The sequence below is a fragment of the Psychromonas sp. genome, assembly GCF_047632955.1.
GTDB lineage: Bacteria > Pseudomonadota > Gammaproteobacteria > Enterobacterales > Psychromonadaceae > Psychromonas.
On record NZ_JBLIED010000008.1, the window covers coordinates 109,291 to 124,348 of the forward strand.

A 15,058-nucleotide genomic window follows, 5' to 3' on the forward strand; every position below is an offset into this window, starting at 1 on the left:
AAAAAGGTCATCAAAGATGACCGATTAAATAAACGTTTGGTTTTTAGTTATTAGTTCTTAGTTCTTAGTTATTAGCTAGCAACTAGAAAATCGCAAATCGCAAATCGCAAATCGTAGCTCAAGCCATTAATGCCATCAGTAACAATGCGATTGCAAAAGAGGTCATCAGCTCGACCGTGGCAATACCAATATTATTCTGATCTTCAACTTCTTCGCGGCGGTTTATTCCCCAAAGCACGATAAACTTAGCAATGGCGTTTAATAATGTTAATGCCAGCATCAAAATGACACTCATGATGACCCATTGTGTTATTCCAACCCACAAAGATTGCGCGTCGTAGACCACAAAATAACTTGCGGCTGTCACTGACATAGCGGTTGAAATCAAATACCCGGAGTAACGAATAGCTAAAGCCAGCTGCCCTTTTTCTAAGGTGGCCTGAAATCTAATACCGTTATTTTGAGAAAATCGCCATTCAAATATGCGCGTGATCATCACCAGCATAATTTGTGAAATTATCCACGCACAGAAAATTGCTACAAAGGTTCTAATATCAAGCCCCTCTGCCCAGAGCAGTGCGGCACGGACCACAATCGCAGTGGCAATAACGGATGCGGCATCAACCACCCCCACGGAAATATTTTTTTTCAGGATTTGATCCTGTTTATCAAAATCCGGGAGAGCGAATTTATCGTGAATGTAACGTCCCGCTTTGATCAATAATAATCCAATCAATCCGTAGGTTAACATTCCTATCAGCTCGGCTGAATAGGACCCGGCTAGCGCGCCGGTGATGGCACCGCTTAAGGCGATACCCATGGCTGCGACACTGCCCGCGAGGCTAATACCGTAGGCAAAGTTATCATTTACCGACAGCTCATTTTTACTGTTAATATTACCGGTAATGCCCATGCTATAACGCATTCCACCTAATAAAATAATCGCAACCGCCATATCAATTAATAAGTAAATGACCAAACCGCCGTTCTGCTCTAATGTTGCCATCAATTCATTCATATTTTTTAGCCTTATTTTCCGCGACTTATACCGCGAGAGGTCGTTGTTTTACTATTTCTAAAACTACTCGATGATTTTGCTTTTGAGTAATTAGACTTTCCGGCAAAAGAGGTTGTTTGCTGCGCCTGCCGACTGGCAGTTGACATACGGCTTGATCCGGTTTTAGATTTTGCGTAGGGGCTTTGAAAGCCGCCCTTATTAGCAAATTGTTTTTTGGTTCTGGCGGCTAAATTATCCTGAGATTTTGCTTGCTGTGGTGAGGTATAACGGTTACGCCCGACATCATTGTAATAACTGTAATCCCGACGGGATGACCAGCTGTCAAAGCGAGTACGGTTCGGCGAGATAGCTGAAAACATGGCATACATGCCATACCACTGCCAAAATGAGCTACCGCTACTGTTAGTTTGCCATTGCCCGTAGCCCGGATTACCGATTAACTGACTGCCTGCACCATTATCTGCCGCCGCATTTGCCTGCAGACTCTGCTGCTTACTGATGGCATTAACGCGTGCTAATTTGCCATCGGACAGATCCGCAATAACATTAACCGGATCAGACAAGGCATCATTAAATAAAGCCGGATCCGATGCCGCCATCAGATTTTCACTTTCAAACAGCTGAATTTCGATATCGCCGAGCACCTGCGGCTGTTCTTTAAGTGTTTTTAAGCGCTGCAGCAGACCTTGATAGATAGGTCCCTGACGCGTTGCATCACGACTTAATTCCTTTAATAAAGGCGCAAGCTGCGGCTTATCTTCAGCTAACAGTCTTGCATATTCGCGTAAAATAGTGGCATTACGTAATGCCTTTGTATCAAGATTTTCACCCAGGTTAGTTGTTAAATATTCGGTGCTTCTGATATTAGCCTGAAGTTGTTCGGGGCGCTCATCTCCACAGGCAAGCAGTAAAAAACTCAGCCCCAAAATAAGTAACATTTTAGTTTTCATGCGCTTCCCTAGTTTGACAAAAAATCAATAACACGCTGCAAATCATCCTGAGTATCAATGCCAGGTGGCGGAATTTCCTTTGCCTGCTCAACGTGAATTTTAAAGCCATGCCATAATACGCGCAGCTGCTCAAGCTTCTCGATCAACTCCAGCGGTGAAACAGATAATGTCGCATACTCTTGAAGAAAACTAACACGGTAGGCATAAATGCCAATATGACGTCGTAGGGCAGTACAATTTAGCGATTTGTCAGTCTGATTTTCTAAACTGAAATGGTCACGATCCCATGGAATGGTGGCGCGACTGAAATACAACGCCATGTTGTTTTTATCACAAACGACTTTCACTGCATTAACATTAAAAACATCGTCAACTTCATCAATCGGCGCACTTAATGTCGCGACACTGGCATGACTGTTTTGTTGCAGATTGCTCGCAACCTGTTTAATGACTGACGGGGGAATTAACGGCTCATCTCCCTGCACATTAACGATGATCTCATCATCGGCAAAGTTAAACTGCTGGCAAACCTCGGCTAAACGGTCCGTTCCGGACTGATGTTCCTTGGATGTCATGCATACATCTATCTTCTTAATATGCTTTAAAGCATCGACAATGCGTTGATCATCGGTGGCCACGATAACTTGTTTTGCACCACTTTTTAAAGCTTGTTGGGTGACCCGCTCAATCATGGTTTTCCCCAAAATATCAAGCAGAGGTTTAGCCGGTAAACGAGTTGAATGATAACGAGAGGGTATCACCACAATAAATGACATAATTATTCCTCATCGGACGTAATGGTCCGCGCTTTGACTTTCAACAGAGCGGGAATACCGTCAATAACGGGGTAAGCAAGATGATCAAATTTACAAATAAGTTCATTGGTGTTTTTTTTATAACTTAACTTACCTTTGCATAATGGACAGGCGATAATATCAAGTAACCTAATGTCTAACATTTTATTTCCTTAATCCTATTTAATAATTGTTGTTCAAAGTGCGCCGGCAATTCCGCCGAAACAGGTAAATACCACCAGTTTGGCTGCGCAAAATCAGTGCATTTAACCGCATCTTTTTCGGTCATTAATAGTGGAACAGAGGTTTCAAATTGACTGAAGTCATCTTTTGAAAAGGCATGATGGTCATTAAAACCAACGGCTTTTAATATTTCAAACTGCTGCTGGTTAAGGGTCTCAAAAAATCGTTGTGGATATCCAATCGCCGCACAGGCATTGACTTTAAGGCCGCTGCTAAGTTGTGCCGCTTTTCCATCTACACGTTTACAGCTTTGCGCTTTTAATAACATGGTCATTTCATTAACCTGCTGTTCACCGTTATTAATCACAAAGTCAACACTGCTTAAACGTGATAAATTTTCCCGCAACGGACCCATCGGTATAAGCTGCTGGTTACCAAAACGGCGTTTGCCATCAACAATAACGATTTCAATATCCCGTTGTAATGCATAATGCTGCAATCCGTCATCGCTGATAATGATATCAGCTAAACAATGCTGCTCAATATATTTAACTGCATTTTTACGGATCGGGTCAACCACCACCGGAATCCCCAGGCGCTGATGAATTAATATCGGCTCATCGCCCGCCTCGCTACCCTTGATATGCTCGCTAACAAGCAACGGATAATGGTTGCTTTTCCCGCCATAACCGCGGCTAATCACCGCGGGTTTGTAACCTGCAGAAATCAACACTTCGCATAACCAGATAACAAAAGGTGTTTTACCGTTGCCGCCAACAGAAATATTACCAACGATAATAACGGGTAATTGACTCTTATAGCTTTTTAAAAAACCTTTTTGATAAGCCAAGCGGCGGCATAGGCTGATTATTTTAAACACCAAAGCAAGGGGCAAAAGTAACCACGCCCAACTAACAGGGCGGTACCAAAACGGCATTATAACTCTCCAGCTGCTTGAATTTTACTGAGGCTGTGATAAATCGCTTTTTTCTCAATAAGCTCTGCATGCGTGCCGCGCTCTACCACACGACCATCATCAATCACTAAAATTTGATCGGCATGTTCAATGGTTGATAAACGATGGGCAATAACAATAGAGGTTCTGTTTTTTTGTAATATATCAAGTGCCGTTTGGATATGACGTTCAGATTCAGAGTCTAACGCGGAGGTCGCTTCATCAAGAATTAAAATAGGAGCATCACGTAACAATGCACGTGCAATGGCCAATCTTTGACGTTGTCCGCCCGACAACAGGGCCCCATTTTCACCAATAATAGTGTCTAATCCGTTTGGAAACTGCTTGATAAACTCCATCGCATTGGCTGTATCAGCCGCTTTTATAATATCTTCCCGAGTAAATTTACCATCACTTGCATAGGCGATATTATTGGCAATAGTATCGTTAAACAGATGTACACTTTGTGAAACTATCGCCACTTGATCGCGTAACGACGAAAGGGTATATTCCTGAATATTGACCCCATCTATGCTGATCGCCCCGCTATTAATATCGTAAAAACGGGTTAATAAATTGGCAATGGTTGATTTCCCACTACCCGAGCGTCCAACTAAGGCAAAGGTTTCTCCCGCGTTGATCTTAAAACTCACATTATTTAATGCCGGTTTTTCAGTGGTTGGGTAGGTGAACACAATGTTCTGCAGTTCAATATTACCCTTGGCACGTTTAATCACTTTAGTGCCGGAATCTACCGCAGCCGTTGTATCTAGCACCTTGAATAAACTCACACTGGCAGAAATACCACGCTGTATATCACCAACCACCTCGGTAATAACTTTTACCGGTTTCATTAAAGCCATCATAGAAGAAATAATGACAATAAAGGTACCCGAGGTTAAGTCGTTAATAATTGAGGGTTTGGTTGCCAGAAATAAAATAAAAGCTAAAGCCAAAGAGGCAATGCTTTGTACTATTGGCGTACTGATCGCCTGCGCACTGACCATTTTCATATTTTGCGAACGAACCGAATTACTGACCTGATCAAACTTTTTATTTTCAAGTTTTTGGCCGCCAAACATTAAAACTTCTTTATGTCCTTTTAACATCTGCTCTGACGCTGTGGTCACTGAGCCCATTGCATCTTGTAATTTTTTACTGATTTTACGAAAACGTTTGCTGACAATGCGAATAGCGATACCGACGATAGGTGCAATCAAAAAGAAAACTAATGATAACTGCCAACTTTGGACAAACATCAGACCGACCAAAGCAATGATAGTAGCACCATCGCGGAATATTTTTATCAGGGCCTTGGTTGAAGCGGTGGTGACCTGGTTTGCATCGTAGGTGATTTTAGAGAGCAAATCACCGGTGTTAGTTTTATCAAAAAAACTAATAGGTAAAGCAATTAAATGGCTGAATAACTGCCGTTGTAATTTCATGACCACATGGGTACCGACCCAGGACATACAGTATGAACTGACAAAGGAAACCAATCCCCTTGCTGCAACAATTAAGATAACAAAAATAGGCATAAAGGTTAAAATTTCCGGACTCTGCCCGGTTAACCCCTTATCCATCAGGGGTTTAATTGAATAGATAAAAGCGGTATCAATGGCGGCATAACCAATCATAGCGATAATCGCAGCAGCTAAGCCTAATTTAAACTCTTTAACGTATCCCAATAGACGCCTAAAAACCAGCCAGCTATTTACTTCTTTATTTTCCATGATTCACCAAGTACTTTTGTTAGAGAGAAAAAGAGTGATGATACCAATAAGGGGCAAGATCTTCTCTATATGTTTGCATGATAATGTTTTCTGTTGTTATTTTAAAACGAATAAATCCATTTAAACCACTGTTTACCATTCTAACATTTTGATCTTGATAACGTAACTTTACCTGCGTAGCCGGAAATCCCCACTGATTCATAAATCCGGCACTAAAAATCACCCATTGCGGCGCCACGGTTTTGATAAAGGTTTCGCTTGATGAGTATTTGCTGCCATGATGAGGGGCCAGCAAAAGTGTGCTTTTCAAAGCTTGCCCATATTTTGCAACTAACTTAAGCTCTTGCTTTTTCTCAATATCTCCAGTCAACAAAAGTGAATAATTACCATCATCAATACGTAAAACACAAGAGTTGTTATTATTGTTTGTACCCGCGGTCAAGGGTGACAATACTTTTACCGACAGCGCACCTAATGACCATTTCATTCCTGCACGGCACAATAAGGTTTTTTTGTTTTTTAGTGCAGAAGGAGCCAACGGTTCGCCGAGCAGTATATATTCAGGCAAAAAAGCGTTGTTAATAACATCTACGCCTCCCGCATGGTCAATATCACTGTGGCTTACCAGCAAATAATCTAAGCTGTTAATACCAATAGAGCGCAAATAGGGCAGAGTCTCAACGGCTGCCGTGGTAAACCCTGACGGATAGCGGGGACCGGTATCATAGAGCAGACTTTGTCCCTGGCTTGTTACTAAAATGGATAACCCCTGACCTATGTCTATGACTTCTACCTGCCACTGATGGGGTTTATGTTGTTTTTCTGTCCATAATAATAAAATAAGTGAAGTGAGCAGTATAAAAGTAAAAAAATAACTGAGACGCGCATTGACATGTTGTAGTTTAAACAAAACATAAAGCACTAAAATTAAGCCGACAAAAAAGATAAATAAACTTCCCTGATCATAGGAAAAAGTCAGATAGGCAAATGTTGCCGGCTCAAAAGCACTAAAAAAATAACTGATTAAACGATCCGCAATAGTAAATAACAGCAGCGCAATAGGTTGATAAACAACTGAAAAAACAACCGCGGTTAAAGTGATAGGAATAATTAACAGAGAAAAAAGTGGTACTGCCAGGAGATTAATAAAAGGAGCCAGCATTGAAAAAGAGGAAAAACTTAACAGCTGTACGGGTAACATTAACAGGCTCAGCGAGAACTGAATAAGCACTAAAAATTTAAAATAATGTATTATTTTTGTAAATCCCAGAATTTCTATATTTTTTGCTTCCCTGTGGTTAAATTGAGGAAAGTGCCATAAAACAATTAATATCAAACACACTGCAATGTAGGATAACCACAGACTTAAACTGAGTAGCGACAAAGGATCCCATAATAAGATAGCTAAAAGTGTCAGGCTTAACAGATCAATCAAACTGCACTTGCGTTTCATTGATAAAATAGCAACCGAAAATAACAACATTAAAAATGCACGCTGCGTCGGTAAGGAAAAACCGGCTAAATAAGCATATAAAAATGCCCCCAGTAATGCGCTTAAGCTGACAAATCGCCAGGAAAACCAGCCAAGGTATTTCTTTGGAAAAAAACGTTCGGTAAAATAAGCCACGCACAAATAAACACAGGAAAAAAGCAGGCTGATATGTAAACCTGAAATAGCAAACAGGTGGGAAATGCCCAACTGCTGAATTAAGACTTTCTGCGCTGCCGTAATTAATGATTTATCAGCAAAAGATAAGGCCAGGATAGCGCCTTGATTATTTAAAGAGTTGCTAAGATTTGACACTCTTTCATATAAATAAACTCTTAAGGAAAAAGCTGAGGATTGATCCTTAATATGAGACTTTATAACCGCCTGGTAGGCAACATGCTCAGAGTACTTGTATTTTTGCTGGTCAAATCCTGCCGGATTGGCACGTCCATAAACCGGTTTAAAACGCACCTTAAAGAGATGTTTTTCGTTTTCCTGTACCTTCAGCGTCGGAGCATACCAGCGCATTTCCAATAAAGGCGCGTAATTTAAGTGATGCCCATCAAGTTCAACTAACTTGGCACGAAAATATCCTTTATTTTGATCACTGATTAATGATTTAATTTGCACAACTATGCTATGGTTTCGCCCATCTACCAAAGCCTGCAGCGGGGCTGAATTTGCAAAGGGGAAATTAGTAACGGGTTGAAAAGCAAAAAAACTTCCTGTTAATGCTAAACAAGTATAAAGTGAAAAATAAACAGCAATAAATGGGACGACCGCAACAATACGCAGGCGCGGAATCAACATTAAACCAATAAATAAGGCGCTACAGAATATTATCTCGTTATTGTCTAATAATCGCGGCCAAAACAGGCTCGATATAAAAACAATAATTGACAGCCACACTAACAGACGCATTGTCATTCGAATCCATTTAAGTAAACCTTAATTATATGCCAAAAAAATTTCTTAAACGCTTTACTCCAAAACCTGAGATGTTAAAAGCACATCCTCACCTTAAGCATTTTGGCGAAACACTGCAGAATCCCAATCTATGGCACTTAAACCGCCGCAGTGCAGCCGGCGCTGTCGCTGTTGGGCTGTTTTGTGCCTGGATGCCCATTCCTTTCCAGATGATTTTAGCCGCCGCTATTGCCATGATATTTACGGTTAACCTGCCTTTGTCCGTTGCCTTAGTTTGGATTTCCAACCCGCTGACCATGGGCCCTTTATTTTACGGCGCTTACCGTTTAGGTGCGTTTATGATGCATCTGCCTGTACAGCATTTTCACTTCGAATTATCTTATAGCTGGTTGATCGACACTTTTGAAACTATCGCCCCGCCACTGTTTTTAGGTGCCCTGATTCTGGGCAGCATCAGTGCATTTTTGGGATATTTCCTGTTTCGTGCTTTTTGGCGCTTTACTGTCACTAAAAAATGGCAACGCAGAAATAAAAAATAAATCCGGTAATTTATCCTCCTCTATTAAATATTTTTTCTATAAGCGATAACTTGCGTATTTTCCGCTCCATCCATATCAGGAGATGAGGCCGCCGACAGGTGGATGCCTTCCAATAGTTAAGTGAGCTGCCTACAATAACAGCGCAACAATCTGTTTATTGCCGATGCTGAGCTGAGCCCGATAACAAACAGATAAAAGCCAAGCATTATTTTGGTAACATGTTATATCCCGACTTAAAACGCCAAAAATGCAAATTCTACAGACACCTAAATTGCGGTGAATTTATTTTCAACGAACAACAATTAATGTAAAAAAGAGGTTATATGAAGCTTGAAGTTGATACCCATACCCATACCTATGCGAGTGGTCATGCTTACAGTACTTTGCTAGAAAATGTTCAGCAAGCCAAAGAAAGCGGACTAAAAATGTTTTGTACTACAGACCATTCCGAATCCATGCCGGGTGCTCCGCATCATTGGTTTTTTGCTAATCAAAAAATACTCCCCCGATTTATTTCCGGTATTGCGGTCATTCGCGGCGTCGAAGCTAATATTATGAATGTTCAGGGAGAAATTGATATTCCCCTGCATGTACAGGCAAGCTTGGATTGGGTCATTGCCAGTCTGCATGAATTTGTTTTTAAACCCGCGAATAAAAAAGAGCATACCACCGCATTGATAAATACCATTAAAAGCGGCTGTGTAGATGCTCTCGGCCATTTAGGTAATCCGAATTATGATTTTGATTTTCACGCGGTGATCGCATGCGCCAAAGAGCACAATGTGGCGATTGAAATTAATAATACCTCCCTTCGAGGCGGCAGTAGAGTTGGCAGTATTGATCGCTGTTATGAAATTGCCTGTGTTGCAAGGGATCTCGGCGCTTTTATAACAACAGGTACAGATTCCCATTTTTGTGAGCAGATAGGCAGGCTGGCGTTAGTCAGTGATTTGTTGGATAAAGTAAAAATGCCCAGCGAGCAAGTGATCACCTACAGCACGAGGCAATTTTTGAATTTTCTGCGCTTGCGTGGTAAACCTGCCATTACCGAGTATGCTGCTCTTTTATAAAAGCAGGATAAAATAACAGGTTCAGACTCAACTTAACCTAATTTAACTTAATTGGAATTCAATCCAGATATTAAGCTTCCTGACTAAGGCAACGTGCTGTTTACTCAACAACGACAACAAGCGCTGTCTTTTAAACAGCTCACATCACTTAAATCGCTAAACTAGTTTGGGTCTATAATTATCTGAAATATTTAAAATAAAAATTATCCTGGCTTTGCAGCTTAAATTTCAAATAGTTTTATAAGTACGTCCTTGCTCTGACTCACAATAGACATTTGGATAATTTATGACTAAAAAATTTTTACCACTCTCGAAACCGGCCATCAACGAAGAGGATATAGCCGCCGTTGTTGAGGTTCTACGATCCGGATGGATAACGACGGGTCCTGAAAATGGCCAATTAGAAAAAAAGATTTGCCAGTTAACCGGTGCAAAATATGCGGTGGCCTTGAGCAACGCGACAGCGGCAATACATTTAACCTTAGTGGCACTGGGTATCGGCCCGGGTGACGAAGTAATAACACCATCATTAACTTGGGTATCGGCTGTGAATATGATCACATTAATGGGCGCGACGCCGGTTTTTGCTGAGGTTGATGGCGACACATTAATGACCAGTGCCGCTTTAATTGCCCCGTTAATAACCCGCAGAACAAAACTGATTATCCCCGTTCATTTTGCCGGAGCCCCGCTTGACCTTGACCCTCTTTATATTCTGGGTAAAGCACATAATATACCCATCCTTGAAGATGCCGCCCATGCGCTTGGTGGTCAATATAAAGGGCGTAACATAGGCCAAAGGGGGAGCTGTTTTTTTTCTCTGCACGCAAGTAAAAATGTAACCACCGCCGAGGGTGGAATATTCACCACTCAAGATATTGAGCTTGCCGATCATATTCGCCGTTTGAAGTTTCACGGCTTAAGTGTTGATGCCTATGATCGTAAAACCCACGGACGTATTGCTCAGGCAGAGGTGATAGAGCCCGGCTATAAATATAATCTGCCGGATATCTGTGCGGTGTTGGCCTTGGGGCAACTGCAGCGTTTAAATGAAATCACTCGGAAACGGCAACAATTAGCACTAAAATATCGTACTTTATTAGCGCAAATCCCGGGCATAACAACACTCACTATCCCCGCTTATGCACATAAACATTGCTGGCATCTATTGGTTATTCGAGTTGACCCAAGTAAATCAGGAATAGACAGGGATCAGTTAATCGATGCATTAAAAGATCAAGGTATTGGTGCGGGGATCCATTTTAAAGCTGTCCACCTGCAAAAATACTATCGCGAAAATTATCATTTCCCCGAGCATACTCGCCAATACTCATTAAAAAATACAGAATACAATAACGCACAGATCTGCTCCTTACCTTTATTCCCCGATATGAGTGAAAACGACGTGCTCCGTGTAACCCACGCCTTATCAAAAATAGTGAGAGACTCGATTAATGAAACATCAACAGGAAATTAATTTTGTCTCTATCGTCATTCCCGTTTATAACGAAGAGGCGAGCTTACCTGAGCTGCTTGAACGTACCGAAATGACGCTCAGCAGCATGGGCAAGGATTATGAGATCATATTAATTGACGACGGTAGCAGAGATAACAGCGCCTACCTGATTGAGCAGGCCGCCGCTGCTTCCGAAAGCCATGTAGTTGGCATTATTCTTAACCGTAATTACGGACAGCACAACGCCATCATGGCCGGATTTGAATATGTAAAGGGGGATTTAATTGTCACCTTAGATGCAGATCTGCAGAACCCTCCAGAGGAGATTCCAAGGTTAGTTGCAAAAGCGGCAGAGGGTTACGACTCAGTAGGGACCGTGAGAACGGATCGTCAGGACAGTATATTAAGGCGTTATCCTTCAAAAATTATTAATAAAATAATCACCTACTCAACGGGCGTACAAATGAACGACTATGGTTGTATGTTAAGAGCTTACCGAAGCCATGTTGTTCAAGCGATGCTTTCCTGCCATGAACGCAGTACCTTTATTCCAATATTAGCCAATGGGTTCTCTCGCCACGTTGTTGAAATCAACGTAAAGCATAACCAAAGAGCCGAGGGGAAATCTAAATACAGTTTCATCAATTTACTCAACCTAATGTTTGATCTGTTGACCAGTATGACCACGGCGCCACTAAGAGTATTGAGTATTATCGGCGGCGTTATCCTATTATTAGGTGCTCTTTTTGGCCTGATATTGCTTATGATGAGCTTATTTTATGGTACAGAATGGGAAAATAACACTGTGTTGCTATTATTCTCGATTTTATTTATTTTTATAGGCGCACAATTTATCGGCTTGGGGATACTGGGTGAGTACGTAGGACGCATTTATTCCGATGTACGGGCGCGTCCACGCTATTACGTACAAGATATTAGGATCGGAGAAGCTTCTCAAGCGGCACGTAAAAAGATGCGCTCGACACTATAATAATTTTTTACCTTTATGTTAAGGAATCAATGTAATGAAAGCGGTTGTATTTGCCTATCATAATATCGGTTGTGCCGCCCTGCAGAGCTTACTGGATGCCGAGGTTGAAGTGTTAGCCCTGTTTACCCATATTGATGATAGTGCTGAAACTATTTTTTTTGGATCCGTGGCGAAATTAGCGGCGCACAATAATATAACGGTTTATGCTCCAGAAGACGTCAATCATCCTTTATGGGTCGAACGAATTCGTCAATTGCAGCCGGAAATACTCTTTAGTTTTTATTACCGCCATCTCTTAAGTCGCAACATTATAAATATTCCTCCCCAGGGCGCTTTTAATTTACATGGCTCATTATTACCCGCATACCGGGGCCGCGCACCTATTAATTGGGTATTAATAAATGGTGAAACAGAAACCGGATTAACACTGCACTGCATGACTGAAAAAGCCGATGCCGGTGATATTGTGGCACAACAAAAAATCACCATTTCAGCAAACGATAATGCCTTAAGTTTATATAATAAAATGACCAAGCTGACATCAGAAATGATGAAAAAAATCTTACCCGCAATATTGGTGGGTAAGTATACTCTGGCAAAACAGGATCCGTCTTTAGCCAGCTATTTTAGGCGGCGTACAGCAGCCGATGGTGAAATAAAATGGGCAAATGATGCACTCACCATTAATAATTTAATCAGAGCAGTCACTGCCCCCTTCCCCGGGGCTTTTTCCTTTTCAGGCGATCGCAAGGTTATTTTATGGGCCGCGCGGGCAGATCAACAAACCTACGACGTATCCCCCGGCACTATTGTTTCAACCAGGCCTCTTACTATTGCCTGCGCACAGGGCGCAATAATTGTCGATGCGGGACAAACTGAAAATGGCTTGTACCTTGGCGGTAATCAATTAGCGGATGACTTGCATCTATCGGCCAAGATGCACTTTGGCCAGCGGGCAAGTGCTTTACTGAAAGCTAAACAACGCCAGAAAATATTAATTTTAGGCGCCAATGGTTTTATTGGCAATCACCTGACTAAACGTTTGCTGGATGACGGAAAATACCAGATTTATGCCATGGACATGGAATCCAATCAGATTGATCAATACATTAATCATCCCGATTTCCATTTTGTTGAAGGGGATATCAGCATTCACAGTGAGTGGATCCAGTACCATATTAAAAAATGCGACATCATATTACCGCTGGTGGCGATCGCTACCCCTATCGAATATACCCGTCACCCACTGCGAGTTTTTGAACTGGATTTTGAAGAAAATCTGAAAATTGTACGGGAATGCGTGAAATATAAACGTCGCATCATCTTCCCGTCAACTTCTGAAGTTTACGGCATGTGCACCGATCCCGAATTTGATGAAGATAATTCAGTACTCATTACCGGACCGATTAACCGCCAGCGCTGGATCTACTCTGCCTCGAAACAGTTACTGGATCGTATTATCTGGGCATACGGTAAAAAAGATAATTTGCAGTTTACCTTATTCCGTCCCTTTAACTGGATAGGCCCGCGTTTAGATAGTTTGGATTCCGCGCGTATTGGCTCCAGCCGGGCAATTACCCAATTGATTCTCAATCTGGTGGAAGGCACCGCCATCAAATTAATCGACGGTGGAGAGCAGAAACGCTGCTTCACGGACATCTCAGAAGCCATTGAGGCTCTGTTTAAAATCATAGAAAACAAAGATAATTTATGTGACGGTCAAATTATCAACATTGGCGCACCTGATAATGAAGCCAGCATCAAAGTACTGGCAGAAATGCTTGTTGAGAAATTTGAGCAGCATCCTTTACGCACTTATTTTCCACCCTTTGCAGGTTACCAGCTGGTCGAAAGTCTGGCATTTTACGGAGATGGATATCAGGATTTACAACATAGGCGTCCCAGTATCAGGAATGCCAAACGTTTTTTAGATTGGGCACCCTCATTATCGCTGGAGCATTCAATCGAACAAACATTAGATTTCTTTTTAAAAGCAGCAGTGGTGGAAATCACAGAAAATGAAAAGTGAGAAAATAGCTAAAGTAGGCCTGAGAATTGACGTGGATACCCTGCGCGGCACACAACTGGGCGTGCCAACATTATTACAGCTGCTGGCAAAGTACGAGGTGCTCGCTTCATTTTTTTTCACGGTCGGCCCCGATAATATGGGCCGTCATCTATGGCGTTTACTGCGCCCGGCCTTCTTTAAAAAAATGTGCCGTTCCAAAGCAGCAAGCCTCTACGGCTGGGATATCCTGATGCGCGGTACGCTTTGGCCGGGCCCGATTATCGGTCATAAATCAGCAAAGATCATTAAACAAACTAATTTTGCAGGGCATGAAATAGGCCTGCACGCCTGGGATCATTATAGGTGGCAACGCAAAGTAGAGAGCATGAGCCATGCGCAGCTGAATTCAGAAATAACTAAAGGTTATCAAATGCTGCAAAAAATATTAGGCCGGAATATCACCTGCAGTGCGGTTGCCGGCTGGCGCTGCACCCCGAAGGTGCTGACACTTAAAGAGCTATTTTATTTTCGTTATAATAGTGATTGTCGTGGTGATAAAATATTTCGTCCCGGTATTGGGATGACCCCGCAAATCCCAGTTACTCTGCCTACCTATGATGAACTGATCGGCCGGCAGGGTATCAATCAACAAAATTATAATGCGGCTATTTTAAAGCAGATCCACCCTGATGCACTCAATGTTTACACCATTCACGCGGAAGTGGAAGGCATTAGCTGTGCGCCCATGTTTGAACAATTGCTTATTGCCGCCCGGCAAAAAAACATTCAATTTGTTCCTCTGATTGAACTGCTTGATGATCGGCAATGGCCAATCGATGAGATAGTCAATTTACCAATGGCAGGACGGGATGGCTGGATTAGTCAGCAAAAATCAATGCGCCAGCTTATTCTTCCCCTTTACCAATGAAAGGATAATCCACAGTC

13 protein-coding genes are annotated in these 15,058 nt (G+C 42.0%); 6 read left to right on the forward strand and 7 right to left on the reverse strand.

Features of this window, described 5'->3' with window-relative positions:
- Positions 1 to 118: 118 nt before the first annotated feature.
- The 7 genes from ACJAZP_RS07755 to ACJAZP_RS07785 are packed head-to-tail and all read right to left on the reverse strand — an operon-like array spanning position 119 to position 8,049.
- Positions 119 to 1,018, reverse strand: coding sequence for a DUF350 domain-containing protein (locus ACJAZP_RS07755; protein ID WP_415230168.1), 900 nt, complete (start codon positions 1,016 to 1,018; stop codon positions 119 to 121).
- An 11-nt stretch (positions 1,019 to 1,029) separates the two neighbouring features.
- The gene (locus ACJAZP_RS07760) at positions 1,030 to 1,968 is read right to left on the reverse strand and encodes a hypothetical protein (RefSeq protein ID WP_415230169.1); all 939 of its coding nucleotides are present in this window, start codon (positions 1,966 to 1,968) and stop codon (positions 1,030 to 1,032) included.
- A gap of 8 nt (positions 1,969 to 1,976) precedes the next feature.
- On the reverse strand, positions 1,977 to 2,744 hold the full coding sequence (gene kdsB, locus ACJAZP_RS07765; protein ID WP_415230170.1) for a 3-deoxy-manno-octulosonate cytidylyltransferase: 768 nt from the start codon (positions 2,742 to 2,744) through the stop codon (positions 1,977 to 1,979).
- Between the two features lie 2 nt (positions 2,745 to 2,746).
- Positions 2,747 to 2,926: a Trm112 family protein gene (locus ACJAZP_RS07770; protein ID WP_415230171.1), complete on the reverse strand. Its 180-nt coding sequence runs from the start codon at positions 2,924 to 2,926 to the stop codon at positions 2,747 to 2,749.
- The gene (gene lpxK, locus ACJAZP_RS07775) at positions 2,920 to 3,882 is read right to left on the reverse strand and encodes a tetraacyldisaccharide 4'-kinase (RefSeq protein WP_415230172.1); all 963 of its coding nucleotides are present in this window, start codon (positions 3,880 to 3,882) and stop codon (positions 2,920 to 2,922) included. Before lpxK ends, ACJAZP_RS07770 begins: the two co-directional genes overlap by 7 nt.
- Complete coding sequence (msbA, locus tag ACJAZP_RS07780) at positions 3,882 to 5,633, reverse strand: lipid A ABC transporter ATP-binding protein/permease MsbA (RefSeq protein ID WP_415230173.1); 1,752 nt, start codon at positions 5,631 to 5,633, stop codon at positions 3,882 to 3,884. Before msbA ends, lpxK begins: the two co-directional genes overlap by 1 nt.
- A gap of 19 nt (positions 5,634 to 5,652) precedes the next feature.
- Positions 5,653 to 8,049: a DNA internalization-related competence protein ComEC/Rec2 gene (locus tag ACJAZP_RS07785; RefSeq protein ID WP_415230174.1), complete on the reverse strand. Its 2,397-nt coding sequence runs from the start codon at positions 8,047 to 8,049 to the stop codon at positions 5,653 to 5,655.
- 29 nt (positions 8,050 to 8,078) lie between these two features.
- Between ACJAZP_RS07785 and ACJAZP_RS07790 the strand changes: the two genes are divergently transcribed.
- From ACJAZP_RS07790 to arnD, 6 genes are all read left to right on the forward strand, one after another.
- Positions 8,079 to 8,588 carry a DUF2062 domain-containing protein gene (locus tag ACJAZP_RS07790; protein WP_415230175.1) on the forward strand — a complete coding sequence of 170 codons (510 nt, stop codon included), beginning with the start codon at positions 8,079 to 8,081 and terminating at the stop codon, positions 8,586 to 8,588.
- A gap of 323 nt (positions 8,589 to 8,911) precedes the next feature.
- On the forward strand, positions 8,912 to 9,658 hold the full coding sequence (locus tag ACJAZP_RS07795) for a phosphatase (protein WP_415230176.1): 747 nt from the start codon (positions 8,912 to 8,914) through the stop codon (positions 9,656 to 9,658).
- A 286-nt stretch (positions 9,659 to 9,944) separates the two neighbouring features.
- The gene (locus ACJAZP_RS07800) at positions 9,945 to 11,135 is read left to right on the forward strand and encodes an aminotransferase class I/II-fold pyridoxal phosphate-dependent enzyme (protein ID WP_415230177.1); all 1,191 of its coding nucleotides are present in this window, start codon (positions 9,945 to 9,947) and stop codon (positions 11,133 to 11,135) included.
- Positions 11,113 to 12,105, forward strand: coding sequence for a glycosyltransferase (locus tag ACJAZP_RS07805; protein ID WP_415230178.1), 993 nt, complete (start codon positions 11,113 to 11,115; stop codon positions 12,103 to 12,105). Before ACJAZP_RS07800 ends, ACJAZP_RS07805 begins: the two co-directional genes overlap by 23 nt.
- Positions 12,106 to 12,139: 34 nt before the next feature.
- The gene (gene arnA / locus ACJAZP_RS07810; RefSeq protein WP_415230179.1) at positions 12,140 to 14,134 is read left to right on the forward strand and encodes a bifunctional UDP-4-amino-4-deoxy-L-arabinose formyltransferase/UDP-glucuronic acid oxidase ArnA; all 1,995 of its coding nucleotides are present in this window, start codon (positions 12,140 to 12,142) and stop codon (positions 14,132 to 14,134) included.
- Positions 14,124 to 15,041 (forward strand): 4-deoxy-4-formamido-L-arabinose-phosphoundecaprenol deformylase, encoded by a 918-nt coding sequence (arnD, locus tag ACJAZP_RS07815; protein WP_415230180.1) that lies wholly within the window; start codon positions 14,124 to 14,126, stop codon positions 15,039 to 15,041. Before arnA ends, arnD begins: the two co-directional genes overlap by 11 nt.
- The last annotated feature ends 17 nt before the right edge of the window (positions 15,042 to 15,058 follow it).